The following is a 25,522-nucleotide window of genomic DNA, read 5'->3' as shown; positions in this document are numbered from 1 at the left end:
AAAACAGTAGTACCTCAAAAGTAGTCTTGGTTGGACTACTATTTCAGCTACAAATGTAAACAAAATATTTTCACCGCCAAATACTAACCTCTTATTTTCTAATTTCTTACATATTGACAACAAAAACCACAAGACCGCACAAACTTACACTGCGGTTTTCCTGATTTATTTTATATATTTGTGATCTATTGTTCATTACCAAGGAAAAGTAGTCCAACCAAGACTACTTTTTACTATAGCACGTATGAACACAATGATGAAATTTTATGAACCCTTTCCGTTACTACGTTTTTGCGTAGTTTGGTTGTATATTTTCATCCCTTCAAAAGCATATTCCGGTTCTTTTGTACCGGCAGATTCCATTATCTTCGTAGCTGAAGACGCTTATGTCTATTCAGAAACCTCTGTTTTTGTTGCAGGTTCTGAACAGAATAAAGATTTTACATCAGCTAAAAAGTCTAAAGATTTTCTTAAGAGATCATCTTTATCATTTTCTACTCCAAAGTCAGTCCATATTGCAGCCCATAAGGCTTGCTATACAGGAAGTCCGTGGAATCAACATGACCCCGGACGCATTTCTCATGCCTCAATGTTGGGGATTATGGAAAGCCCTTCAGTAAAGCTTCATGATAAAATAATAAAACCCTTATTTTCTCAGCTTTCAGGCACAGGCAGGGATAAAAACCAGTTTATAAATTCTGCTTTTTATCCTTTTCAGATTACAAATATCATCATCAATCACTTCGTGCGTCCTCCGCCTGTGCTTCCCTCTGAAAACACAAAAGCTTTTAACACATAAGTCATATAAGAGAGAAGATTACAGCTTTGAAAACAAATAGAACACATAAGACTTTAAAAATCTTAGATTTTCCTGAGTAACGTTTTATCATTCATTATCCACCACTATCCACTTCGTTTGTCATCCCGTAGGGATCTCAGCAAAGCTGGTAAATAGTAGTAGGGAAAGATTCGGGCTTAGATCCCTACGGGATGACAACCGGAGGGGTAAGGAAACTAAATTTTAGGTGTTGGATTCGTCGTCAATTCGAGTGTTTTTTCGTAACAAAGTGAAGAAAAAATGTATCGAGAATGTCATTGATCCTCAAACTTATAAACTTCTCGATACGACTTTTACAAAGTCTACTCGAAGTGACGATAGACTCAGCGAGCTCTTATAAGTGAAACGGCTTTGTGAAACTTAAAAACAGAACATATTAAAAAATCTTTGTGGGCTTCGTGTTCAGAATATCAGGTTGAGCCTGTCGAAGTCTAAGCAATTAGTGTTAAAACATACTCAGTGACTTCTATAAGTGCAACACATGATGCAGAGAATGTGACTTCGATACCCTCAGTCACCGGCATTTTACAAGTCTTTGTCGTTAGGAATCTTGGCATAGCTGGTAATAGTAGTAGGGAAAGATTCGGGCTTAGATCCCTACGGGATGTGACAATCGGAGGGATAAGGAAACTAAATTTTTGGTATTGGATTCATCGTCAATTCGAGTGTTTTTTCGTAACAAGGTGAAGAAAAAATGTATCCTCAAGCTCATAAACTTCTCGATATGATTTTTTCAAAATCTACTCGAAGTGACGAAGTGAATCAAAATGCACAATGCGTAAGAATTTTAAGGCGCTTTGTGTTAAAGACCCAGCTTAGTTAGCTCTTATAAGTAAAACGCCTTTGTGAAACTTAAAAACAGAACATATTAAAAAAAATCTTTGTGGGCTTCGTGTTCACAATTAAGAATATAACAAACTCATAAATACAAAACAATGAAACATTTATTTACAGCCGCCGCGTTGCTGCTCAGCATGACCGCATTAGCTCAGGTGGGGATTAATAATACTTCTCCAAAAGCAACCCTCGATATCACCGCCAAAACCACTGACGGCAGCAAACCCGAAGGACTTATCATCCCAAAATTATCCGGTGATAATATCCATACGGCAACAGCCAACGCGGTCTATGGAGCAGCACAGAAAGGACTTATTGTTTATGCCTCTTCAGCTGATACCAATCCTACCGGGGCAACGGCTAATATTACCGCTGCTGGATATTATTACTTTGATGGCGGTGCTTGGCAGAAGGTTATGACAGGAAGTTTAGCCAATGCAGATCTTGCAGCAGGCGTAGGTGGAATCTACAAAGGAAGCGGTTCTTTATCAGGAAACACTACGGTAACACAGGGAGCCAGTACGTTAGCTTTTACCTCCACAGCAACCAATGGTTTTTCTGTAGATGGAACTACACTTTCTGTAGATGCGGCCAATAATAGAGTGGGAATTGGAACAACAACACCTAGTGCCATGCTACATGTTTATGGCACATCAGGAGATCATATCAGACTTACAAATTCTGCTTCAGACTGGGCATTGGGAAGTGAAAATGCAGGTGGACAAAATGGTATCCCGGGACAATCGTCATTCAATATTACAGATAGAGTTAATGGTGTAAGACGTATGACAATAGGTGTTGACAATAGCTTTAGACTAGGAGGGAATATTGCTGTTGGAAATGCAGCGCTATCTATTGACGGTCCTACCAATAAAGTAGGGATAGGAATTAATGTTCCTAATGCAACACTGGATGTTAAAGCCGCGAGCAACGGGAGTACTCCGGAAGGGATTATAGCCCCAAGGCTCTCTTTGACTGCACTTCAGCTTTATACGTACACTTCAGCACAAACCGGTGCGATTGTTTATGTGAACTCAGCTTCCGGAACGCCTACGGGACAGACGGCCAATGTGACCGCAGTAGGCTATTACTATTTTGACGGAACCAATTGGCAGAAAGTGGCTAACGGTGCCTCAGTAACGGATGCTACAACAAGTACCAAAGGTATTGTACAATTGGCAGGAGATTTAACAGGAACGGCGGCATCTCCAAGTATTGCTGGGAATGCCGTAACTTCAGCTAAAATAGCTGACGGAACCGTTGCTAATACAGACCTGGCAAATATGGCAGCTCTTACCGTCAAAGGAAATGCGACCAATGCTTCAGCAGTACCCACAGACATAGCCGCAGGTACCGATGGCCATGTATTAAGAAGAAGCGGAACCACTCTAGGATTTGGAACAGTAGCAACCGCAGGAATTACTGATGGTGCAGTAACAGCTTCAAAGATTAACCAGATGTCTGCCATCTCAGGACAGGTACTGGGTTGGAACGGAACAGCCTGGGCACCTACAACCAGTGATACTACCAACGATGCCTGGATCAATGATACCACTAATGGTCTTGTAAAATTGGGAACGAAAGCAGATGGAACAGCCAGAGCAGCAGGAACTGATTTCGTTGCAAAAGACAATGGACAAATCGGAATAGGAACAACTAGTCCGAATGCAAGCGCAGCTTTGGATATTACAGCTAGTAATAAAGGATTATTAATACCTCGAGTAGCATTAACCAGCACAATAGATCAAACGACGGTAGCTTCACCAGCTAATGGACTGATGGTGTATAATACTGCTACTACAACAGGTGCAAATGCTGTGGATTCAAATTATATGTACATTTGGAATGGTAATTCATGGGCTAAACTTGCAACAAGCTCCGATGCTACATTTATTCCTATTACAAGCTTGGTGCGAAGATCAAATACAAATCAAGTAACATATGAAAGTAGTGGAGTAGCTAATTTGAATACACAAATTTCTCAAATCAGTGATGGTAACTGGAATTCTACTACGAATACTTATACTATAACTTCCGACGGTACATATCAGTTTTCATTATCTGAATCTGTAATTTATAGCTCAGTTACAACCTTTTCTCATGCTGCAGGAGTTTTGGTCGCGGGGAACTTTTATCAGCTAATTTCTCGTAATGGGCAATGGCAGGGATTGCCTAACACTGGAGATAATTATAGTGGAACATTAGTATTATACCTGACAGCAGGCACTACAATTAGACCTTCTTATCAAAATTGTGCCTGTAATTATGGTATGACTTACACTCTTAAAAATGTTGTATTCTCAGCAATAAAATTATCAAATTAATGATCATGTCCCCACTGGTACTGATTTAAAAAAAATAAAGGGGAATTCAAAAAGGTGCTTAACCGCTATAGCGATGCTCTCGTTAGCAATCCGACAAAAACTAAATTAATAAAAACAAACCTTTATAGGTTTAATTATCCAAAAATGAAAAATATAATTACACTGGCTGTTTTACTCATCAGCCTCATTATTCAAGCTCAGGTGGGGATCAATAATACTTCCCCGAAAGCCACCCTCGATATTACTGCTAAAACAACTGGCAGCACTACCGCTGAAGGACTAATTGCCCCAAGGTTGGAAGGCAGTGAGATCAAAGGGAAAGATGCAAAATATGATACGGCTCAAAAAGGAACTATCGTCTATGCCCTTTCGGCAGTTGCTTCTCCAAGTACCAAGACAGCCAATATTACCGCAGAAGGCTATTACTATTTTGACGGTAGCGTTTGGCAGAAGTTGTCCAATTCTTCCGTACCGGCGGTAGTGGTTACATCATCTGCTCTTAATGGAACTTATAAAGCAGGAACTGCAATGACTGCATCTAATACATTCACCGTTACGATTACCAATAATTCTTTCAGTACGGCTACTATTGCTTTCAGTACATCAGATTTAGCTCTTTCAGGAGTTACAGGACTTTCGGTAGCTTCGGTGAGTACAGCTTCCAGCACGTTGATTGCAGGAGGAACGGTTACAGTAACCTATACCCTTTCAGGGACACCAGCTGCCTGCGGAACACTTACCGCAACATGGAGTAAGCTTACGCTGAATTCTGTTAAAACGATTAGTGTAGCTCCTAATCCAACCTTTACCTGTAGCGCAGGATCCTGGGTAAGCGTAGCACCAGAGTACAGGCTTAATGGACTGATAAATGGAACGGCTTATTCCGGTACTTATACATTACCATACACCGGAGGAGCATGTACATATGCCGCGGAAACTATTACCCAAAGCGGATTAACACTTAGTCTTACAGCAGGAATCTATAGTGCCAGCGGAAATCTTACTTATACTTTATCCGGCACGTACACAGGTACAAGCAACGGAGCGATAACCTTTACAACAGCCAGCGGATGTAATATCTATTTAGGACCTTGTGCTACTTGTAAAGAAATTAAGGATAAAGGAATCACAACAGCAGATGGGGTTTATTATATAGACATCGATCAGGTAGGAAGTAGTTATGCACCTATGAAAGCATATTGTGATATGACAACTGATAATGGTGGATGGATGCTTCTTGCTGTTAATGGAACGAGTCTTTCTACACCAACACAGAAGACTGAAATGGTAGATCCTAACAGCAGTGGTTATCTTTCTCGTACATTAGTAGAACAGATTGCCAATGTAAGTACACAGGTTCAACTAAGAGCAGGAGATTCTTCTACAAGTTATGTCAATAAAACAACCTCACAAAGTGGAGGCCCTGCTATTCTAGCCTTAAGGAGTAATATTATAACTGCAGGAGGATTAGGAACATGGCATCGATCAGGAGCTCCAGAAGACTTTAGTAACAATAACACCATCCCAACATCGGGTACATGGATATGGTATGGAGCTACGTGTAGCAGTTCTGCAACTGGGTGGCCGATAATGTATCATGATTGTGGTTTTGGTAGCGGAATACATTGGTTCATGTCATACAAAGAACAAAACAGAGCCAATTACGGTGATCCATGGGCATCTACTTGGGTAAGATAAGTATTACACAAATTTGCTAACAATTAATCTTCCACCTGCTGATGCGAGCGTCTCGCCAGCAATACGGCACATCTACATTAATTACTAATCCTCATAGGTTTTAGAAACCCATGAGGATTTAATAACAAGTTTAACAACCATTTAAAATCAACAACAATGACAGTAATTCTCCACAAAATCAAAGCGTATCTCTACGATAACACTTTAACCAAAGACAACCCCAATGATTTCATTGCCCGTACGGCAAGCGAGCGCTCCCTTTCTGTAAAGCAGATCTGTGAAGCAGCAGCCAGCCGTGGTGGTGCAGATGTTTCTGCGTCGGCAATGGAACATGCTACAGAGCTATTCCTTAAAGAAATGGCGTACCAGCTTTGCGATGGCTTTTCGGTCAATACCGGGTATTTTACCGCAAGCACTACTATTCGTGGGGTATTTGACAGCCCTTCGGAGACCTTTAACAAAGACAAGCACAGCATTATTTTTCAGTTTAACCAGGGAGAAAAACTACGGGCTGAGATTTCAAACATTGAAGTAGAGATTCTTGGCGTGGCAGAAGCTTCGTCGGTAATCTTGCAGGTAACAGATATGAAGAGTGGTTCTGTTAATGATCTTCTCACGCCGGGCAGAAACCTGAGGATTGTAGGCAGTAAGATCAAAGTAGCCGGAGATGATGCTTCGGTGGGAATCTATTTTGTAGATGCCACAACACAGACAAGAACCAAAGTAGATTCTTCCGATATCGTCACCAATAATCCTTCGGAGGTTATGATAGTAATTCCTGCATTGGCAGCAGGCACCTACAATCTGGAAATAGTGACACAGTTCACACAGGGCGCTCTTTTGAAAGAGCCGCGAACAGCTACCCTTGATAAAGTACTTACTGTAATGTAAGAACAGGCGTATTTGTCAACACCATGTTGACCGCCCGATCAAGGGTCCGTTGACCGCTCGGTCAAGGGTGTCTTGACCGCCCGAGTGTGGGTGTGTTGACCGTACGGTATGAATATTCATAGTTTAGGGTTTAACGATTTACCTAAACAAGAGGCTGCCTGAAAGGGCAGTCTTTTTTATGTGGTTGTAACTTCCCTGATGATCTTTTTGATAAGAAAGTGAGCAACAGGTTCTGCCAGGCTTTTATGGTCAAATATTTGCTAAGATATTCATGTGACGGCAAATATTGAACCGCAACCCTCCACCCTAGCCGCGATAGGAACGGCATCCTTTTTTTGTTGCAGCTGGAAAGTGGCAGGGAGAAAAAAGATATAGTGGATAGCGCGAAAAAGCTCCTTATAGTTAGCCGGTGAAGGAATTACTTTAAGTTCTTAATTGCCGGAACAACAAATGAATGTAAAAATGGCATGTAAATCATTTCTTATCCTACGTCAATGATTTGCATTCAGCTCTGATATAAATTTGCACTATAATTAACAACAAAAAATATTAATACAATGGCAACAAAATGGACATTAGACCCAGCGCACAGTGAACTTACTTTTAAAGTAAAACACATGATGATTTCTAACATTAAAGGAAACTTTACTGATTTTACCGCAGAGATCGATGCTGAAGACGATACTTTTGCTAATGCAAAAACTACCGCTACCATCAAGACAGATTCTATCTCTACATATAATACAGACAGAGATAATCACCTGAAGTCTGCTGAATTCTTCAACGCTGAAGCTAACCCAACGATCACTTTTGAATCTTCTGCATTAAATAACGAAGTAACCGGAAATCTTACCATCAACGGAATTACCAAGCCGGTAACACTGGATGTAGATTTCAACGGGATCAACGTTGACCCATGGGGAAATACAAAAGCTGGTTTTTCTTTTGAAGGAAAAATCAACAGAAAAGATTTCGGACTGAACTGGAATGCTGCTCTTGAAGCGGGTGGTGTGATGGTAAGCGAGGAAGTAAAAATCGCCGGAGAACTACAGTTTGTAAAACAAGCTTAATGTATTCAACGGAGCTTTTAATTCGACAAATACAAATTAACATAAAAGGTTCAGGGATCAAAAGCCTTGAACCTTTTTAATGAAGAGACAAAAAATGAACCTCAACGATCTACAGAACATAAGTGATCTTTTCAGCAATACTGAAAAAATGCCTGTCTTATTTCTGGGACACGGATCACCCATGAATGCTATTGAGGAAAACCAGTTTGTACAGGGATTCCGTAAAGCGGCATCTGAAATTCCAAAACCTAACGCCATACTTTGTATTTCTGCCCATTGGTTTACGCAGGGAACGAAAGTAACTGCCATGAAAATGCCGAGAACGATTCATGATTTCGGAGGTTTTCCACAAGCTTTGTTTGATGTACAATATCCTGCTCCCGGATCTCCGGAACTGGCAAAAGAAACGGCAGATCTACTCACTCCCGTTCAGGTAGAGGAAGATCATAGCTGGGGGCTGGATCATGGTGCATGGTCGGTAATTAAGCATATGTATCCGAATGCTGATATCCCGGTGATCCAGATGAGTATAGATTATACAAAGCCTGCCCAATATCATTTTGAGCTGGCTAAAAAGCTCAATACACTCAGAGAAAAAGGAATTCTGATTATTGGCAGCGGAAATATTGTTCACAACCTGAGACTTATCGACTGGAGGAATATCAATACCGTCGGAGCCGGTTGGGACTGGGCAGTAGAAGCCCGCGAGAAAACCAACAACTGGTTACTGGATGGTAATTTCAGCAATATTATTCAGTACCAAGATCAGGGAATTGCGTTGCAATATGCTGTGCCAAGTCCAGATCATTATTTACCGCTTATTTATACCCTGGGTCTAAAAGATAAGCCGGAAGAATTATCTTTATTTAATGATGAATTGATCGGTGGTTCACTGAGCATGACCAGTGTAAGAATAGGATAAAATAATTTTACACAAAAAAATCGGAAGATAGAAATCCTCCGATGTAAAGATATGCGTGAGCTTTGTTTAGATTCTTGTAATAGCAACAACGTGTGGCTTACCATCAGTTGGCTGATAGATTTCCACAATTGCCTGCCAAATTACATCTGAAGGCGGCATAGAAGCATCACATTTGTAACGGTAATTCATTCCGTTTACTACTTGTGTTGATACTTCAAGAGGAGTATATTTCACTCCTACGAAGCCGTGCATTGCTTCTTCGAATACTTTCCAATCTTCCGGAGTTAATGGATGAAATGCTGTCCAACCTCCTACTAGTGCTGGTTTTTGTGCTGTTGTTGACATAATTAATATTTTTAATTTGTTTCCCCTACTCTTATGGCCTTTCGGGATACGCCCCGTTTGAAATGGTTTCTGGTCTCCATAGTTATAGTTTTTTTTACATTGTTGATCTCGACACTTAAATACTGTCATGAACAATAATGTTTGTTTGTGATCACATGACAAAGCTACTTCAGATCATAGAGATTTTATAGAGTAGATTCACTCATTTTTTAGAATACGTATAATTACTTAAATCAATGTGACTGTTCTACTTACTTTGAGTGTGAATCTACTCCACTCTTTACATATCAGTAACTTTTTTTATCACTAAAAAATTAGTAATATTGTTTACCATGAAAAAATCAATCGTATTACTCTTACTATTGCTTCCTGTGTGTTTTTCATTTGCCCAAATGATTAAAGGAACTGTTGTGAATGATGCCGGAATGAAAATCGGCAACGTGAATATCTACATCGACGGAACAAAAACGGGAACGGTTTCCCACGAAGACGGAAGTTTTATGTTAAATGTCTCCGGTAATAATTTAGGAAATATTATTTTCAGAAAAGAAAATTATGAAACTTTCGCAACTCCGGTTTCTGAGGTTATAAATAAAACCCTGAAGGTCGTACTTCTGAAAAGCAATGATATTGAAGAGGTAACCATTGTGCCATATACAGAGGAGGCTTACAAAAATTATATCAATTATTTCCTGGATCAATTCATCGGCTATGATAAGCAAAATATAAAAATTAAAAACCAGCGCTCTCTGAAGTTTTCTTTTGACAAAAAAAACAAGATCCTGAAAGTAAAAGCGCCCAAAACATTAATCATTGAAAATAAAAATCTGGGTTATGAGATAGAATATAACCTTGTGAATTTCTCTTCGGATTTTAATACTAAAATTGTCAACTGTTCAGGAACGAGCCTTTTTAAAGAAACAAAAAATAATAATAAGACGAGACTTAACAGAATGAATGCCTATGATGGGAGCCTGCTTCACTTTTTCAGAAGTGTTTACAATAATACAGTTGCTTCTGATCAATTTGTCGTAAATCATGTCATACAAGTTCCTAATCCAAAGTATCCATCGGAAGAAGAACTGAATACGCTGAAAGATTATATGGCAATGGTAAAAAATACAGTGACCAATTTCCCTGACAACATCCGCGATATTGCCGCAAGAAAAAGGAATGAAAGTGAGTATTCTCTTGCGATTGTGAAAACACTGATTCCTGATTCTGATTACGTAAAAAGAAATAATGGTGAAGTTCTTTTTTCGTTTAAAGATATATTGCAGGTCAATTATAAGAAATACGATTATGAGCTTAAGGGAAAAGAATTTATTAAAAGTAAAATCCCTGTGGTTAAGACTTCATTTCTTCATCCTGAAGGGGAAACTTTTGAAGTATCAAAAGACGGTAATATTACAACTCCGGATCTATTGATAACCGAAGGAGAATTTACAAAAAATAAGATTGAAAATATGCTTCCTTTGGATTATCAGCTGGGAGATTAAATCATACTATTACCGTCTTTACATCTTATTAATAATTATTGCACTGCCTGTAGCACATTAATATTACCGTATCCGTAATCAGAATTCGGAGTCGGATAATAGGTTGCCGATTGCCTCATTTTATTGATAACCTGAGTTCTTGTCCAAGAAGGATTTTTAGCCCATACCAACGCTGCTATTCCCGCAGTGGATGCAGTAGCAACAGAAGAACCACCGACATAATCCGTTTGTCCGTTGTAATAACTTAATACCGGAATGCTGTTTCCAGAAGCCCTTTCCATCTGGTACGTAAAGTCAATTTCAGCACCGGAATGGCAAACATCACATTTCTGATTCGAAGTGTTTTCCTTAACGCCGGTAATTGCCTGTGTTTCTGGCATCCATGCCGGGAAGATCACCCCTACGAAATTCGTAAAGCTGGTAGAAGTTCCGCCTGCACAAAATATCAGTTTACCTTTTGAATACGCATATTTTACACCGTCTTCAATTTTTCCGACCGAGAAAATATGTCCCATTGACATGGAAATGATCTTTACATTACTGTTGTTCCCTAATTCCGTAAAGGCAATCTTCACTCCGTTTTGTTCGTGATAACCGTCCAGCACTACGTTTGACGCTGCTCTGTAAGTTACAAGATTGGCATTATAAGCAACCCCGACCGGCTGCCCCATATTATTTCTTGGCGCTGCCATTGCGGAAGCCATGCTGGTACCGTGACCGCATTTATCTGCCGAGCCGTCATATCCTGTACTCCACGGCCACACGGAGTCTACGTACACCCCATTTTTACTGATACTTCTGCCTGAAGAAAGTCCGTTGTTGAAAGATGATCCCAATAAAGACTGCTCCGGAGAAACTCCGCTGTCGATGACTCCAATAGTAACTCCTGCACCGGTGCTGTAGCTCCAGGCGTTAATGATATTGTGTTTTGTAAATGACCACGGCGCTTTGGCATTGGGAGAAACTGTTGTATAGTCTGCTGTACTTAAAGCAGTAGATTCAAATCCGCAGCCTGATGACGAACTGCTTGATTTAGCCGTCGCACCGAATTGTTTTTCATTTTCAAAATAACGATAATCTGCAGGTTCCAGGTAACGGATATTTTTCATTTTGCGTAAAGCAATTACGGTTTCCTGCTTTTCGATCGCAACATCCATCTGGTTGAGATATTGATCGGATGAAAGGAGAATTCTGTCGCTTTTCCCTTCGTACTGTTCAATCACTTTCAGGATTTCCGCTTCGATTGCTTTGCTGTCTGGGGTTAAGCTTCTGTCAAAAGAAGAACCAAAACCGATAGAAGCAATTTTATTTCCCTGAAAAATAGCGCTCCATACAAAATGATCGGATGATTCCTTCCAGGAAAACCTTCCTTTCGTTTTAATGGTTTCATTTATTTTCTCATTGATCTGCCTTGCTGATAAAGGATCTTTTTGGGCAACTTCAATATTTGCCACCGAATTCTGCAGATCGTCTCTGTTACATGCCGTAAAAATAAAGAACAGCATGAATAAGTAAAATACATTTTTCTTCATGTTAAATAATATTTGATTGGTAAAACCAAGATATCACTTTACATTGAATTACAGAACTTTGAAATTTAAATAATCTTTAATTCTGTTATGCTTTGAATAACAATGATGCCAATTAAAAGGCTGGAAGCGGGATGCCGGATGTTGGAAGTTTTTATGATTGTATGAAATCTTTTTATTTATTGAATTAAAAAGGCTTCCAGTTAATGGAAGCCTGATGTCATTTTCATTTCATTGGAGGTGGCGGCCCTTCCGACTTAGTGGGAGGAGGTGATTGAAGATAACCCATCTTTTCCAGATCGTTATTGATCATTTTTGTAACGTTCATTCCCCAATCACTACTAGCAGTTTGAATTTCACTTATCAGATAGGGAGAATTCTGAATAACTTTCTTACCCAAATCTGATTTATAAAAAATAAGTAACTGATCAATTTCCTTTTCATTAAATCTGCTTCCGTAAATATCCGCTACTTTATCAATAAGATCATCAACATTAACTTTTTTTTCAATAGGGGGCCAAGCAGATTCAGGAACATTACTGTATTTTTTCTTGTAACCCAGGATCAATTGTTTTTCAACTTCCTTAGAAACAGGGAATGATCCATTCAACGAAATCAATTCTTTTATTTTAGTCTGTTTTGTTTGAGAAAAGGAAAATACACCCAACAAAACCATCAGAGACAGAATAACTTTCTTCATGTAATAAGTAATTAATTCACTACAAATTTTCTTTCGTTAATCAACTCTGCGATGGCAAGCATATCTTCACCGATCAGTCGGTCGTCTTCAAGCTTGGCTACTTTAGAGCGAAGAATTGCATAATTTTCTTCAATAATTTTAGAACATTTTGCAGGTCTTCTGAATTCTAATCCCTGCGCTGCAAACATCAATTCTACCGCTAAAATATTTACCAGATTTCCGAGCACCTGATTAAACTTACGCCCCGAGATACTTCCCATGGAAACATGATCTTCCTGTCCAAGACTGGTCGGGATCGAATCTGCCGAAGCCGGGAAACATAATGTTTTATTCTCAGTAACCAAAGCTGCTGAAGTATATTGTGGAATCATAAATCCTGAATTCAGTCCTGAACTTTCGGTTAATAATCTTGGTAATCCATACTTTCCTTCTAATAATAAATAGCTTCTTCTGTCTGAAATATTGCCCAGCTCAGCCGCAGCCACAGTTGCATAATCCAACGGTAAAGCCATCAGCTGTCCATGGAAGTTTCCTCCTGAAATAGATTCTTCGGCGCTTAATACAATCGGGTTGTCTGTCACGGAATTCAATTCTGTTTCGGCCATCATTTTAAGATGTTCAAATGCGTTTCGGCTTGCCCCGTGAACCTGAGGAACACATCGCATCGAATACGGATCCTGAACCCTTTCGCAATCTTCGTGAGCCTGCAGGTTTTCTGAACCTTTTAAAAATTTCAGCATTCTTGCTGCTACTTTTTTACTGCCTTCAAAAGGTCTGATTTCGTGAAGTTCTTTTTTAAACGGACTTGCAGAACCCCTGTACGCTTCAAGGCTCATCGCTGCAGTCATATCTGCAAGATCAAGTAAATATTCAAATTTCTCAAGGCCTTTGATAGCATGAGCAAGGATGAACTGTGTCCCATTAATCAGTCCAAGTCCTTCTTTAGGCCCCAATGACAATGGTAAAAGATCGTTTTTATCCAGTATTTCAGCCGTAGGGAAAATTTCATTTCCAACCCATACTTTTCCTAATCCTAAAAGTGGCAATACCAAATGGGCCAGCGGTGCCAGATCACCGGAAGCTCCTACAGATCCCTGTTCAGGAACAACAGGAATGATATCTTTTTCCAGCATCAGGATCATTCTTTCGATCACTTCCAGAGAAACTCCCGAAAAACCTTTCGACAGCGCATGAACCTTGGCGATCATCATGATCTTAGAAAATTCTTTATCAATTGGTTTTCCAACGCCTACCGCATGGGAAATAATCAGGTTATACTGCAAAAGTGCAGTTTCATCCGCAGAAATTTTTGTATCGCAAAGAGGTCCAAATCCTGTGTTGATCCCATAAACACAACGATCTGACTCTACAATTTTCTGAACATTCTTCTGAGATTTTAAAATCTGTTCTTTGGCTGCTTTATTAAGTTTAGCTTTATTGGGAGTTTTACATATCTCCAGAACATCATGGAAACTCAAAACATCTACACCGTATATCATTCTCTAAATTTTGTCCTAAAATTACACATTTGGCGATAATTGCGAAAACTAATTTTCCGTGATGAAAATTTTCTGAAAACAAGCAGATTAATTTCCTATTTTTACCGCCGAAATAAAAAAATTAATATCCTTATGAAACTTAAAACTTTCATGCTTGCATTGGTTTTAGCAAGTACTGCCTCTTTCGCGCAGAAAGTAAAATATTCTAAAGAAGAAATCAAAAAGATGGAACAATACCTTTTCAACGAAGGGTTCAATACGCCATCTCCTAAAAAGACATCTACCGTTATTCTGAAAGACGGAAGCGTTCACAAAGGTTTTTGCAGTAAAACAGATACCAAAAAAGGACAGATCTTTGAAGTTTCCCTTAAAGACAGCATTACGAAAAAAAGCCAGACTTTTGAAGCAGACCAGATCGCTGAAATGTACATTTACCCAAGTAATGCCGAGAAAATAGCAAAAGTGGCCAAATATATGGGTAACATCAGAAATTACAGCACAAAAAAATTAACCAAAACAACCAACAACGACAGAATTTACTTTGTAAATCAAACCGTTTCGTTGAAAAATAAAAAAGACGATAAAGAATTCTTAATGCAGGTAATCAATCCTGGATTTGATGATATTATTTCTGTTTATCATGATCCGAGAGCCAAGGAAACGACAGGATTTTCCGTAATGGGTTCTCCCAGCTTAGGAGGTGGTGTGATAAAATCTTACTATGTAAAGAAAGGAGATAAAGTACTATGGCTTCACAAAGATGATTTTGAAGACAATTATGATTTCCTTTTCGGTGACAATGCAGAATTCATGAAAAAATATCCTAAAAAATCAGTGGAGTGGGATTATTTCAGCTTTCTGGTAAATGAGTACACTGAAATCAGCAACGGATAAAACCGTAAGAAAAAATTACACAATGAAAGGCTGCCCGATCTACAGGCAGCCTTTTGTATGAAAAACAATTAGGTTAAAATTAAATAATAGACTTGACTATTATTTCCTAAGTCATTTTTAATCTTAAAAACTAAAATAGATGAAATCTCTTAACCATTCGCAAATTTATATCGTAACTTTATGATATGAAAGAGCATATTGTGAGAGGTTTCAGATTTGAAACATACAAAACGCCGGAAATATCCGTTTTTGACCGATTGCTAGAGATTTTTACAGATCTGCTGACTCATACCTCTGGAGATTTTGATGAAGCGATCGACTGGCTCCGAATGCTGGATGAAGAATATCAGCTTACAACACCGGATTATACTATCGATGATTTTATTGAAGATCTTAAAAAGAAGGGATACATCCGTGAAGAAGTTGATCCCAATGGCAACGGAAATGGCATAAAGCTAAGTTCGAAAATGGAGCAGAATATCCGCAAACAGGCTCTCAACCAAATTTTCGGCAATCTTGGGAAAAGTGGGAACGGAAATCATAAAACCAAAAAAAGCGGAACAGGAGAAGATACCACCGGAGAATTCCGTAATTATAATTTCGGAGATCCTGTAGAGAAGATTTCCATTACTGAAAGTTTAAAAAATGCACAGATCAATAACGGAATTGGAGATTTTCATCTTACGGAAAATGATCTGATCGTGGAAGACAGCATTCATCAGTCTCAGATGAGTACTGTGCTGATGATCGACATCAGCCACAGCATGATTCTGTATGGTGAAGACCGGATCACTCCTGCCAAAAAAGTGGCGATGGCGCTCGCAGAACTCATTACAACGCGTTATCCGAAAGACACTTTAGACATTATTGTTTTCGGAGATGATGCATGGCCGGTGAAAATCAAAGAACTTCCTTATTTGCAGGTAGGACCTTATCATACCAATACAGTGGCCGGACTTCAGCTGGCTATGGATATTTTGCGCAGAAAACGGAATACCAATAAGCAGATCTTTATGATTACCGACGGAAAACCAAGTTGTGTGCGCGAGCCTGACGGCACTTACTATATGAATTCCTATGGACTGGATGAATATGTGGTGCAGAAATGCTACAATATGGCTGCTCAGGCGCGGAGGCTTCATATTCCAATCACTACTTTTATGATTGCTCAGGATCCTTATTTACAGCATTTTGTAAGTGAATTTACAGAAACCAATCAAGGAAAAGCATTTTATACAGGACTTAACGGTTTAGGACAGATGATTTTTGAAGATTATGAATCCAACCGTAAGAAAAAAATACGTTAGCTATTTCATCATTGATTTTTTTTAAACATTAATCAACTATTATAAATCATATTAATTACAATGACTGCAAAGCCAGATATAAAAACATTAGGTTCGCTGAAAGCATCAGGATACAAAACCAAAAGCATTAAAGACGAACTGAGAGATAATTTAAAAACTAAAATAAAAAATAAAGAATCGGTATTTGAGGGAATTTTCGGATATGAAAATACGGTAATTCCACAGCTGGAACATGCTATTCTCAGCCGTCACAATATCAATTTACTCGGCTTGAGAGGACAGGCAAAAACCCGATTGGCAAGAATGATGACAAATTTGCTGGATGAGTGGATTCCGTTTGTGGGAGGAAGTGAAATTAATGATGATCCTCTTAATCCCATTTCACGTTATGCAAAAGAACTCATTGAAGCAGAAGGTGACAATACGCCGATAGATTGGCTTCACCGTGATGAACGATTTTTTGAAAAACTGGCGACTCCGGATGTGACGGTTGCCGATCTCATCGGAGACGTTGATCCTATTAAAGCTGCCAATCTGAAACTTTCGTATGCAGACGACCGTGTGATTCATTTCGGAATGATTCCGCGTGCAAATCGTAGTATTTTTGTAATTAATGAATTACCGGATCTTCAGGCGAGGATTCAGGTTTCTTTGTTTAATATTTTACAGGAAGGAGATGTTCAGATTCGTGGATTCAAAGTGAGAATGCCGTTGGATATTCAGTTTGTATTCACTGCAAATCCAGAAGATTATACCAATAGAGGAAGTATTGTAACTCCTTTAAAAGATAGAATCGGATCACAAATTTTAACCCACTATCCTGAAAATATTCATATTGCAAAAGAAATTACCAATTATGAATCCAGTTTAGATAGCCGTCAGAAAAACGGAGTATATGTTCCTGCACTGGCAAAAGACCTTCTCGAGCAGATCGGTTTTGAAGCCCGTGAAAGTGAGTATGTAGATTCTAAAAGCGGGGTGAGCGCGCGTATGAGCATTACTGCTTTCGAAAATTTACTGAGTACCGCAGAACGCAGATCGCTGTTAACGGGTGATGAAAAAACTTCTGTCCGATTAAGTGATTTTGCCGGAGTTATTCCTGCGATTACCGGAAAGGTTGAACTAGTCTATGAAGGTGAACAGGAAGGCGCAGAAACTGTTGCCCAGCTTTTAATTGATAATGCAATCAGAACTTTATTTACTGTTCATTTTCCGAAAGTTGAAAAACTTGAAAAAAAGAATGTGGATGGTCCGTTTAGCAAGATTACTGACTGGTTTTTAGAGGATGACGGCTTCCTGGAAATTACTGATGAATCTACAGATGAAATGTATGCTAGAAGTTTAAATAAAATCAATTCACTCGATGAATTGATAGGAAAATACCAGCCGGATACAAAGCCGGAAGATATGTTGTTTTTGAAAGAATTTATCCTTTGGGGACTTGCCGTGAACAAAAAATTGAATAAAGAAAGGTTCAGGACAGGAATTTTCTTCTCGTAATTTTATTTGAAGCTTTTCCTGCTTTCCGCACTCGCTATTTTCGGTTTTTTGGTTCCGGCGGCTTCGCCGCCGGAACCAAAAAACCGAAAATAGCTCAAACAATTGCTGCAATCAGGGCTAGGGTTTTAGTCATTAATTTAATATTCAAAGAATTTAGTAAATTTAGACCATTATAACAATAGTAAAATAAAGAGTAATTTTCAAAGTAAAATTCAAAACATAAAAAAAGATGTGGAAACCAACTCCACATCTTTTTTATTAGCTATAACCGATTCCTCATCAAACCTGAATAACTCCCAAATTAAATTTCTCAGTAATAGGAGAATGATTTGCAGCTTCAATTCCCATAGAAATCCATTTTCTGGTATCTACCGGATTAATGATGGCATCTGTCCAAAGTCTTGCAGCCGCATAAGTCGCTTCCGTTTGCTTTTGGTATTTTTTTGTAATCGTATTTAAAATTTGATTGTGTTCTTCCTCGGAAATTTCTTTTCCTTGTTTCTTTAATGTGGATTCCTGAATCTGGGCAAGTACTTTTGCCGCCTGCGCACCCCCCATTACCGCAAGATCCGCCCATGGCCACGAAACAATCAGACGTGGATCATAAGCCTTTCCGCACATCGCATAATTTCCAGCACCGTAGGAATTTCCGGTAATGATTGTGAATTTTGGAACCACAGAGTTGGAAACGGCATTCACCATTTTTGCCCCGTCTTTAATGATTCCGCCATGTTCAGATTTTGAACCCACCATAAAACCGGTAACATCCTGCAAGAAAACCAAAGGAATTTTTCTCTGATTACAGTTGGCAATAAATCTTGTCGCTTTATCCGCAGAATCAGAATAAATTACCCCTCCAAACTGCATTTCACCTTTCCCGTTTTTTACCAGTTTTCTTTGGTTGGCAACAATTCCGATAGACCAGCCGTCGATTCTTGCGGTAGCACAGATAATACTTTTTCCATAATCAGGCTTATATTCTTCATATTCAGAATTATCAACCAGACATTTGATGATATCATACGTATCATACTGTTCTGTCCTGGAAACCGGCATGATTCCAAAAATATTCTCAGGTTTTTCTTTAGGTTGGGTACTTTCTATTCTGTCGAAGCCCGCTTTTTCAGTACTTCCAAGCGACTTCATAATGTTTTTGATCCTGTTTAACGCATCTTTATCATCCTTAGCTTTATAATCCGTTACCCCGGAAATCGAACAGTGGGTGGTTGCTCCGCCCAGCGTTTCGTTATCAATAGTTTCTCCAATAGCAGCTTTCACAAGATAACTTCCTGCGAGAAAAATAGACCCCGTCCCTTCAACGATCATTGCTTCATCGCTCATGATCGGAAGATAAGCTCCTCCGGCAACACAACTTCCCATCACAGCAGAAATCTGAATAATTCCTGCGGCACTCATTTTAGCATTATTTCTGAAAATTCTCCCGAACATCTCTTTGTCTGGAAAAATTTCATCCTGCATTGGTAAATAAACACCTGCAGAATCTACAAGATATATAATCGGAAGCCTGTTTTCCATGGCAATTTCCTGCGCTCTGAGATTTTTCTTTCCGGTAATCGGAAACCACGCACCTGCTTTTACGGAGGCGTCATTGGCAACAACAATACACTGCCTTCCTGAAACATATCCCATAACCACTATAACACCACCGCTTGGGCAGCCACCATGTTCTTCATACATTTCGTAGCCTGCAAAGCCACCGATTTCTATGGAATCTGAATCCTTGTCAAGAAGATATTCAATTCTTTCCCTTGCCGTCATTTTTCCTTCATCACGAAGTTTTTGAAGTCTTTTTTCACCACCCCCTTTTTTGATTTCTGAAAACAGTCGATTGATTTCGGATAATTTTAATCTGTTCTGATCTTCTCTTTTGTTGAATTCAATGTCCATAAAAATTTCAATTTTTTCCGTTTAAAGATACTATTTTTGAATGGAATGGAAATTGATATAAACATTTGTTTAATAAATTGGTTTTCAGAAATTTATGAAATATTTAACAAAATAAATATTTTTTATGGTTCGTAATTTGCTAACTTTACAATAGAGTAAATGAGAGTGAAATCTTATATTTACTCTAAGTTCCTAGTTTATTTTTTTAATAGTTTATTATTTGAAGGCCCTGAAAGTTGAATAAATTTTCAGGGTTTTTGTTTATATAATAAATAATTCACTGACAAATAAAATTTCTCAAAAAAACAATTGCTTTACTACAAAATTATTATCCGATTTGTAAAACCTATTTGTAAATTTGCAAAAATATTTTAAGAAGATAGGATATGCATAAATTGGCTCTTTTCAGATTGCATTTGATTGTGTTTTTATGGGGATTTACGGCAATTTTGGGAAAACTGATTCATGCAAACGCAGAGATTCTCGTTTTTTACCGAATGTTATTTGCGGCGATCTGTCTTTTTGTGTACATCCGTATTTTCAAAAAAGACAGTATTAAAGTTTCAAAGAAGGTATTTTTTCAGTTAGCCGCAATTGGATTTTCCATGGCCCTACATTGGTATTGCTTCTTTCATTCCATTAAAATATCAAATGTTTCGATTGCGCTGAGCTGTCTTTCATTATCGACATTATTTGCTTCAATTCTGGAACCTTTGATTTTTAAAAGAAAGATTGATATTTCGGAAGTAGTTATGGGCATAGTCATTGTTGCCTGTATTTTATTGATATTTAAAACCGAGTTTCAATATAAAGAAGGAATTTTCTATGGTGTTCTCTGTGCCGTTTTCGGAACCATCTTTTCTGTTTTCAATGGTAAAATGTTTGGAAAGACCAGTTCAGGAAACATTATTTTTTATGAAATATTCTCCGGATGGTTTATAATTATGGTGATTTATATGTTTACAGGACAATTTTTTCACTTAAATGAAATAAGTTACCGTGATATTGCGTTAATATGCTTGTTAGCAAGTGTTTTCACAGCTTTTCCGATGTTGGAATCGGTGAATCTCATGAAATATATTTCGCCTTTTACACTAATTTTAACAGTTAATTTAGAACCGGTTTACGGAATTATACTAGCTTTTTTTATCTTTGGAGAATCAGAACATATGAGTCCTGTTTTTTATGTGGCTTCAGGAGTTATGATACTGGCAATCATTGCCAACGGATTAATAAAAGCTAAGAAACAAAAAACTTTAAATTAAGCATCAATTTATATGATGAAAAAATATTTTTTACTTGTATTTTGCCTGATTTTCGGAATATCTCAATCTCAGATCATCAGGAAATATTCCAATGAATTTTTGAACATCGGAGCGGGAGCAAGAGGTTTAGCAATGGGAGGAGCCGTAGTTTCCAACCAGGATGATGTCTATTCCCCGATGTGGAATCCGGCAGGCCTTATGGCCATCGAAAGAGACTGGCAGGGCGCAGCAATGCACGCAGAATATTTTGAATCCATCGCCAAGTATGATTATCTGGCTTACGCTAAAGTATTAGAAACTGGTGTTTTTGGAGTATCTGTGGTGAGATTGGGCGTTGATAATATTTTAAATACTACCCAATTAATCGATACGGAAGGAAATATTGATTACGATAAAATCACAAAATTTTCACAGTCGGATTATGCAGCGATCCTTTCTTATGCTTTCAATCCAGGAGGAAATACTAAACTGGATGTCGGCGTAAACGCCAAAATTGTTTACAGAAATGTCGGGAAATTTGCTAATGGATATGGTTTCGGTTTTGATGTCGGTGCTATTTATAAAATGGACAACGGCTGGAAATTAGGAGGTATGCTGAGAGATGCAACAACAACCGTGAACTTCTGGAGTGTCAATCAGAAAGAGCTTTCAACAATTGTAAACGGCGAAGAATTCAACCCTGCACCAAAGGATAAAATGGAGCTTACAATGCCTAAATTAAATGTAGGCGCGAGTAAATTGTTTGAGATTAATAGCAGCGTATATGTATTGCCTGAAGCCGGAATCAACGTAGATTTTGCTAAGACAGCAGCTCTGGTTTCTACCGATTTTGCAAGTTTAACACCTTATGCCGGAGCGGAATTAGGCTATCAGAAGATGATTTTTGTGAGACTGGGTGTCAACAGATTCCAGTCGATTACAGATATTGAAGATCTTCGCAGAAAAGTTTCCTTCCAGCCAAGTGCAGGGATCGGCATCAAATATAGAGGTCTTACATTAGATTACGCAATTACCAATTCAGGAATCGGCGGATCAAATTTCTATTCAAATTTCTTCTCTCTGAAACTGGATATGGGACAATTTAGAAATGATTAATTTAAATTAAAATGAAAAAAATTACACTTGTTATATTAACAGTCTGTTCAGTTTTAGCTTTTGGGCAAAAAGTCTCAGATTATAAATATATTTCACTTCCCGCGAAGTTCGAGACTTTTAAGGAAGATTTCGGATTAGCTGATTTGCTGACAAAAACTTTAAGAAGTAAAAATTATACTGTAATTCCTTCCGACAAATTACAGTGGCCAGCAGAAGCGAGAACCAATCCGTGTAACGTTTTAATAGCTAACGTATTAAATGACAGTGGTTTCTTGAGAAATAAAGTATTGCTCCAGTTCAAAGACTGTAATGACAAAGTTATATCTTCAACGAAAGGCGCTTCTAGTATCAAGGATTTTAAAGAAGGTTATCAGGATGCTCTCAAACAGACATTCGTTTCACTTTCTCCGGCTAATCCGATAACCCAACCTGTTATTGCTCAAGCAAATGTTCAGGAGACAGAGGTTACGGCACAACCTTTAGATAATAATAGAACTTCAGTACCAGTTGATAATTCTGCCGTTCGATTTAGCAATGGTAAAATCGATCTTCAGAAAGTTCAGATTGATAATACTCAGTTCATCCTGATAAATTCAAACAGATCTTCACCATTCGCTACTTTTAAAACAACAACAAAAAGCGATGTATTCAGAGTGAAACTACAAAACGGAGAATCTACTTTGGGATATTATGAGAACGGAAATATAGTAATAGAAATCCCACAGCCGAACGGAGAATACACTAAAGAGATATTAGTAAAGAAATAATCAAAATAAAAAAATGTTGGAAAAATATTTCCAACATTTTTTTATTCATCATGAAAAAAACCATAGATAACTTTCGCTTTACTTTTTCCAACTATTTCCTCCAAAATCTCCAGATTCGATTCTTTAATCCTTTTCACAGATTTTAATTTAGATAAAAGCAGTTCGATTGTTTTTCCGCCCACGCCGGGAATTTCTTCCAGTTCAGATTTTATGGTTGAATTTTTTCTTCTCGTCCTGTGATGTTTTACTCCAAACCTATGTGCTTCATCACGAACCCTTTGGAGAATTTTCAGTGTTTCAGATTTTTTATCAAGATATAAAGGAATAGAATCTTCAGGAAAGAAAATTTCTTCCAGCCTCTTGGCAATTCCCACGATTGTAATCTTCCCGTATAATCCCAGCAAACGTAAACTTTTTACAGCTGAAGAAAGTTGTCCTTTGCCTCCATCTATCAAGATCAATTGTGGTAAATTTTCGCCCTCATCGAGCATTCTTTTGTACCGTCGGTAGATCACTTCTTCCATCGTGGCAAAATCATTTGCGCCTTCTACAGTTTTTGGATGAAAAATCCTGTAATCAGCCTTACTGGGTTTTCCGTCTTTGAAAACAACACACGCAGAAACGGGATTTGTTCCCTGAATATTAGAATTGTCAAATCCTTCGATATGCCGCGGCTCCACGGGCATTCTAAGCAATTTCTGCATTTCCGCCATAATACGATTGGTATGTCTTTCCGGGTCAACAATCTGTACCTGCTTCAATTTTTCAAGACGGTACTCTTTTGCATTCTTCTCAGAAAGTTCAACGATTCGTTTTTTATCACCCACTTTGGGAACGATAAGTTTTACATTCGGAATCTCTACAGACAAATGGAAAGGTAATAAAACTTCATTTGAATTAGAATCAAACTTTCTACGAATCTCAATTAAAGCCTCCTCCATGATTTCTTCATCTGTTTCTTCAAGGACTTTTTTAATCTCAGTAGTAAAGCTCTGAATAATATTTCCGTTTCTGATCTTAAAAAAGTTGACATAAGCGGCGCTTTCATCGCTCGTCATTCCGAAAACATCGACATCATCAATACTTGGATTTACCACCGTATTTTTTGACTGATAATCTTCGAGCGCATCCAGTCTTTCTTTTACAATCTGTGCATTTTCAAATTGCAGGTTTGTGGCATACTTCATCATCTGATTAGTCAGATAATCTTTTGCTTTCCGGAAATCTCCCTTGATAATTCCACGTATAGCATCAATCTTCTCGTCATAATCTTCCTTGCTTTCTAACGCTTCACAAGGGCCTTCACAGTTTTTGATGTGATATTCCAGACAGACCTTATATTTTCCTTCTTCAATTTTTACCGGAGCCAGATTCAGGTTACAGGTTCTTAGTTTGTAAATATGCTTGATCGTATCAAGTAAAATCTTCGCAGGGCGCACTTTTGCATAAGGTCCATAATATTCAGATCCATCCTTGATTTTAGTCCTGGTTAAAAATATTCTCGGAAAATCCTCATTTTTTATACAAATCCATGGATATGTTTTGTCATCTTTAAGCATGACATTATAGAACGGCTGATGTTCCTTGATCAGATTATTTTCCAGCAAAAGAGCATCATACTCGCTGTTAACAATAGTAGTTTCCAGCCGGTGGATTTTTCCGACCATTATCCGGGTTCTATATCCCGAAAGATTCTTATTAAAATAAGAAAGAACTCTTTTCTTTAGATTTTTTGCTTTTCCCACATACAGCAGCTGATCTTTTTTATCATAATAACGATAAACGCCAGGTTCGGATGGTAAAGTTTTCAACTGTAATTCTAAAGAAAGATTCATATAACAAAATTACGGAATTTAAAGCCATAAAAAAAGTCATAAAATTATTACATATTAGAATTTACCTTAAACAAAATGATTATAAATCAGATTAGAAAGATCCATTAGTCATAATTATTTTACTATACCTTCATTCATTTTAATTAGCAGTATATCTATAATTTTTCAGGAGCTTCCTCTCGCTATCCGCTCATACTCCTCGCGCCAGGGCTTTTCCAGGGCGAAAGCCTTTCTTTCATTCCCTGCTGTGGGGTAACCGCTACTATCGAGGCTAGGGGATAGGCTGAAGTATAAACAGTAGGCGCGCTGTAGGCAAAAGTACGGCTTTTAGTATGTATTAAAAATACTACTTTTCTTTGGGGTATATGCATAAAAAAACCTCACACAAATTGTATGAGGTTTTTAAAAAAACTGGCGGCGACCTACTCTCCCGCGTTAGCAGTACCATCGGCGCTGGTGGGCTTAACTTCTGTGTTCGGAATGGGAACAGGTGAGCCCCACCGCTAAAACCACCCTAAAGGCTGTATATAGCTGTAGGCAGTAGGCTATAAGCTTAAGGCTTACAGCGTAAAGCTTACTGCTTTTTATCGGTAAATTTCATCACAAAGGCAAAACCAGTGTCGCACTTATAAGGCCTGAGGTATAATTGATGAGTGATGATCGATAATTGATAAGAATCAATCATCATTTATCACTTATAGCAAATAGGCTATAAATCTACGGGTAATTAGTACTACTCGGCTATGACATTACTGCCTTTACACCTGTAGCCTATCAACGTGGTCATCTCCCACGACCC

20 protein-coding genes and 2 rRNA genes are annotated in these 25,522 nt (G+C 38.3%); 13 read left to right on the top strand and 9 right to left on the bottom strand.

Annotation, left to right across the window (positions count from 1 at the left end):
* Nucleotides 1-253: 253 nt before the first annotated feature.
* From BLR30_RS07210 to ygiD, 6 genes are all read left to right on the top strand, one after another.
* Entirely contained in the window at nucleotides 254-799 is a 546-nt protein-coding gene (locus BLR30_RS07210; RefSeq protein ID WP_139164605.1) for a hypothetical protein, read from the top strand.
* Between the two features lie 974 nt (nucleotides 800-1,773).
* Complete coding sequence (locus tag BLR30_RS07205) at nucleotides 1,774-3,999, top strand: beta strand repeat-containing protein (RefSeq protein ID WP_139164604.1); 2,226 nt, start codon at nucleotides 1,774-1,776, stop codon at nucleotides 3,997-3,999.
* Nucleotides 4,000-4,143: 144 nt separating this feature from the next.
* On the top strand, nucleotides 4,144-5,697 hold the full coding sequence (locus BLR30_RS07200; RefSeq protein WP_089856593.1) for a fibrinogen-like YCDxxxxGGGW domain-containing protein: 1,554 nt from the start codon (nucleotides 4,144-4,146) through the stop codon (nucleotides 5,695-5,697).
* 156 nt (nucleotides 5,698-5,853) lie between these two features.
* A complete protein-coding gene (locus BLR30_RS07195; protein WP_089856591.1) occupies nucleotides 5,854-6,588 on the top strand; it encodes a DNA-binding domain-containing protein in 735 nt (244 codons plus the stop codon).
* 557 nt (nucleotides 6,589-7,145) lie between these two features.
* Nucleotides 7,146-7,658, top strand: coding sequence for a YceI family protein (locus tag BLR30_RS07190; RefSeq protein WP_089856589.1), 513 nt, complete (start codon nucleotides 7,146-7,148; stop codon nucleotides 7,656-7,658).
* 94 nt (nucleotides 7,659-7,752) lie between these two features.
* Nucleotides 7,753-8,580: a 4,5-DOPA-extradiol-dioxygenase gene (ygiD, locus tag BLR30_RS07185; RefSeq protein WP_089856586.1), complete on the top strand. Its 828-nt coding sequence runs from the start codon at nucleotides 7,753-7,755 to the stop codon at nucleotides 8,578-8,580.
* 66 nt (nucleotides 8,581-8,646) lie between these two features.
* On the opposite strand, the gene BLR30_RS07180 is transcribed toward ygiD, so the two are convergent.
* Nucleotides 8,647-8,925: a hypothetical protein gene (locus BLR30_RS07180; RefSeq protein ID WP_089857148.1), complete on the bottom strand. Its 279-nt coding sequence runs from the start codon at nucleotides 8,923-8,925 to the stop codon at nucleotides 8,647-8,649.
* Nucleotides 8,926-9,257: 332 nt separating this feature from the next.
* On the opposite strand from BLR30_RS07180, the gene BLR30_RS07175 reads away from it, so the two are divergent.
* The gene (locus BLR30_RS07175) at nucleotides 9,258-10,424 is read left to right on the top strand and encodes a carboxypeptidase-like regulatory domain-containing protein (RefSeq protein WP_139164603.1); all 1,167 of its coding nucleotides are present in this window, start codon (nucleotides 9,258-9,260) and stop codon (nucleotides 10,422-10,424) included.
* Between the two features lie 35 nt (nucleotides 10,425-10,459).
* On the opposite strand, the gene BLR30_RS07170 is transcribed toward BLR30_RS07175, so the two are convergent.
* The 3 genes from BLR30_RS07170 to hutH form a co-directional block, all read right to left on the bottom strand.
* Nucleotides 10,460-11,956, bottom strand: coding sequence for a S8 family peptidase (locus tag BLR30_RS07170; RefSeq protein ID WP_089856582.1), 1,497 nt, complete (start codon nucleotides 11,954-11,956; stop codon nucleotides 10,460-10,462).
* Between the two features lie 223 nt (nucleotides 11,957-12,179).
* Complete coding sequence (locus BLR30_RS07165; protein WP_089856580.1) at nucleotides 12,180-12,653, bottom strand: DUF2059 domain-containing protein; 474 nt, start codon at nucleotides 12,651-12,653, stop codon at nucleotides 12,180-12,182.
* Between the two features lie 11 nt (nucleotides 12,654-12,664).
* Nucleotides 12,665-14,152, bottom strand: coding sequence for a histidine ammonia-lyase (gene hutH, locus BLR30_RS07160; protein ID WP_089856577.1), 1,488 nt, complete (start codon nucleotides 14,150-14,152; stop codon nucleotides 12,665-12,667).
* A gap of 132 nt (nucleotides 14,153-14,284) precedes the next feature.
* Between hutH and BLR30_RS07155 the strand changes: the two genes are divergently transcribed.
* From BLR30_RS07155 to BLR30_RS07145, 3 genes are all read left to right on the top strand, one after another.
* Nucleotides 14,285-15,046 carry a hypothetical protein gene (locus BLR30_RS07155; protein ID WP_089857146.1) on the top strand — a complete coding sequence of 254 codons (762 nt, stop codon included), beginning with the start codon at nucleotides 14,285-14,287 and terminating at the stop codon, nucleotides 15,044-15,046.
* A 185-nt stretch (nucleotides 15,047-15,231) separates the two neighbouring features.
* The gene (locus BLR30_RS07150; protein WP_089856575.1) at nucleotides 15,232-16,353 is read left to right on the top strand and encodes a vWA domain-containing protein; all 1,122 of its coding nucleotides are present in this window, start codon (nucleotides 15,232-15,234) and stop codon (nucleotides 16,351-16,353) included.
* A 60-nt stretch (nucleotides 16,354-16,413) separates the two neighbouring features.
* Nucleotides 16,414-17,853, top strand: coding sequence for a sigma 54-interacting transcriptional regulator (locus tag BLR30_RS07145; protein ID WP_089856571.1), 1,440 nt, complete (start codon nucleotides 16,414-16,416; stop codon nucleotides 17,851-17,853).
* Nucleotides 17,854-18,132: 279 nt separating this feature from the next.
* On the opposite strand, the gene BLR30_RS07140 is transcribed toward BLR30_RS07145, so the two are convergent.
* Nucleotides 18,133-19,761: an acyl-CoA carboxylase subunit beta gene (locus BLR30_RS07140; protein WP_089856568.1), complete on the bottom strand. Its 1,629-nt coding sequence runs from the start codon at nucleotides 19,759-19,761 to the stop codon at nucleotides 18,133-18,135.
* 386 nt (nucleotides 19,762-20,147) lie between these two features.
* Here BLR30_RS07140 and BLR30_RS07135 point away from each other — a divergent pair, with 386 nt between their 5' ends.
* From BLR30_RS07135 to BLR30_RS07125, 3 genes are read left to right on the top strand one after another with little or no spacing between them, the layout of a single operon-like run.
* On the top strand, nucleotides 20,148-21,026 hold the full coding sequence (locus BLR30_RS07135) for a DMT family transporter (protein ID WP_042723286.1): 879 nt from the start codon (nucleotides 20,148-20,150) through the stop codon (nucleotides 21,024-21,026).
* A 12-nt stretch (nucleotides 21,027-21,038) separates the two neighbouring features.
* Nucleotides 21,039-22,121: a putative type IX sorting system protein PorV2 gene (locus BLR30_RS07130; protein WP_089856566.1), complete on the top strand. Its 1,083-nt coding sequence runs from the start codon at nucleotides 21,039-21,041 to the stop codon at nucleotides 22,119-22,121.
* An 11-nt stretch (nucleotides 22,122-22,132) separates the two neighbouring features.
* Nucleotides 22,133-22,888 (top strand): hypothetical protein, encoded by a 756-nt coding sequence (locus BLR30_RS07125; protein WP_089856564.1) that lies wholly within the window; start codon nucleotides 22,133-22,135, stop codon nucleotides 22,886-22,888.
* 41 nt (nucleotides 22,889-22,929) lie between these two features.
* Here the strand turns inward: BLR30_RS07125 and uvrC are convergent, their stop codons facing one another.
* The 4 genes from uvrC to BLR30_RS07105 all read right to left on the bottom strand — a co-directional run.
* Entirely contained in the window at nucleotides 22,930-24,723 is a 1,794-nt protein-coding gene (gene uvrC / locus BLR30_RS07120) for an excinuclease ABC subunit UvrC (RefSeq protein ID WP_089856563.1), read from the bottom strand.
* A 182-nt stretch (nucleotides 24,724-24,905) separates the two neighbouring features.
* Nucleotides 24,906-25,094 carry a hypothetical protein gene (locus tag BLR30_RS07115; protein WP_089856561.1) on the bottom strand — a complete coding sequence of 63 codons (189 nt, stop codon included), beginning with the start codon at nucleotides 25,092-25,094 and terminating at the stop codon, nucleotides 24,906-24,908.
* Nucleotides 25,095-25,132: 38 nt separating this feature from the next.
* Nucleotides 25,133-25,240, bottom strand: a 5S ribosomal RNA gene (gene rrf / locus BLR30_RS07110).
* A gap of 189 nt (nucleotides 25,241-25,429) precedes the next feature.
* A 23S ribosomal RNA gene (locus BLR30_RS07105) occupies nucleotides 25,430-25,522 on the bottom strand; the annotation flags it as partial.

It is taken from the genome of Chryseobacterium taeanense, from assembly GCF_900099685.1.
GTDB lineage: Bacteria > Bacteroidota > Bacteroidia > Flavobacteriales > Weeksellaceae > Chryseobacterium > Chryseobacterium taeanense.
This window is presented reverse-complemented; position numbering and strand designations above follow the sequence as displayed.

Bases quoted from the DNA above. Each gene is read 5' to 3' on its own strand.
- BLR30_RS07200 (WP_089856593.1), top strand. From the start codon at position 4,144: ATGAAAAATATAATTACACTGGCTGTTTTACTCATCAGCCTCATTATT.
- ygiD (WP_089856586.1), top strand. From the start codon at position 7,753: ATGAACCTCAACGATCTACAGAACATAAGTGATCTTTTCAGCAATACT.
- BLR30_RS07140 (WP_089856568.1), bottom strand. From the start codon at position 19,761: ATGGACATTGAATTCAACAAAAGAGAAGATCAGAACAGATTAAAATTA.
- BLR30_RS07175 (WP_139164603.1), top strand. From the start codon at position 9,258: ATGAAAAAATCAATCGTATTACTCTTACTATTGCTTCCTGTGTGTTTT.
- BLR30_RS07190 (WP_089856589.1), top strand. From the start codon at position 7,146: ATGGCAACAAAATGGACATTAGACCCAGCGCACAGTGAACTTACTTTT.
- BLR30_RS07155 (WP_089857146.1), top strand. From the start codon at position 14,285: ATGAAACTTAAAACTTTCATGCTTGCATTGGTTTTAGCAAGTACTGCC.
- BLR30_RS07195 (WP_089856591.1), top strand. From the start codon at position 5,854: ATGACAGTAATTCTCCACAAAATCAAAGCGTATCTCTACGATAACACT.
- BLR30_RS07205 (WP_139164604.1), top strand. From the start codon at position 1,774: ATGAAACATTTATTTACAGCCGCCGCGTTGCTGCTCAGCATGACCGCA.
- BLR30_RS07135 (WP_042723286.1), top strand. From the start codon at position 20,148: ATGCATAAATTGGCTCTTTTCAGATTGCATTTGATTGTGTTTTTATGG.
- BLR30_RS07145 (WP_089856571.1), top strand. From the start codon at position 16,414: ATGACTGCAAAGCCAGATATAAAAACATTAGGTTCGCTGAAAGCATCA.
- BLR30_RS07150 (WP_089856575.1), top strand. From the start codon at position 15,232: ATGAAAGAGCATATTGTGAGAGGTTTCAGATTTGAAACATACAAAACG.
- BLR30_RS07130 (WP_089856566.1), top strand. From the start codon at position 21,039: ATGATGAAAAAATATTTTTTACTTGTATTTTGCCTGATTTTCGGAATA.
- BLR30_RS07210 (WP_139164605.1), top strand. From the start codon at position 254: ATGATGAAATTTTATGAACCCTTTCCGTTACTACGTTTTTGCGTAGTT.
- uvrC (WP_089856563.1), bottom strand. From the start codon at position 24,723: ATGAATCTTTCTTTAGAATTACAGTTGAAAACTTTACCATCCGAACCT.
- BLR30_RS07115 (WP_089856561.1), bottom strand. From the start codon at position 25,094: ATGCATATACCCCAAAGAAAAGTAGTATTTTTAATACATACTAAAAGC.
- BLR30_RS07180 (WP_089857148.1), bottom strand. From the start codon at position 8,925: ATGTCAACAACAGCACAAAAACCAGCACTAGTAGGAGGTTGGACAGCA.
- BLR30_RS07125 (WP_089856564.1), top strand. From the start codon at position 22,133: ATGAAAAAAATTACACTTGTTATATTAACAGTCTGTTCAGTTTTAGCT.
- BLR30_RS07170 (WP_089856582.1), bottom strand. From the start codon at position 11,956: ATGAAGAAAAATGTATTTTACTTATTCATGCTGTTCTTTATTTTTACG.
- BLR30_RS07165 (WP_089856580.1), bottom strand. From the start codon at position 12,653: ATGAAGAAAGTTATTCTGTCTCTGATGGTTTTGTTGGGTGTATTTTCC.
- hutH (WP_089856577.1), bottom strand. From the start codon at position 14,152: ATGATATACGGTGTAGATGTTTTGAGTTTCCATGATGTTCTGGAGATA.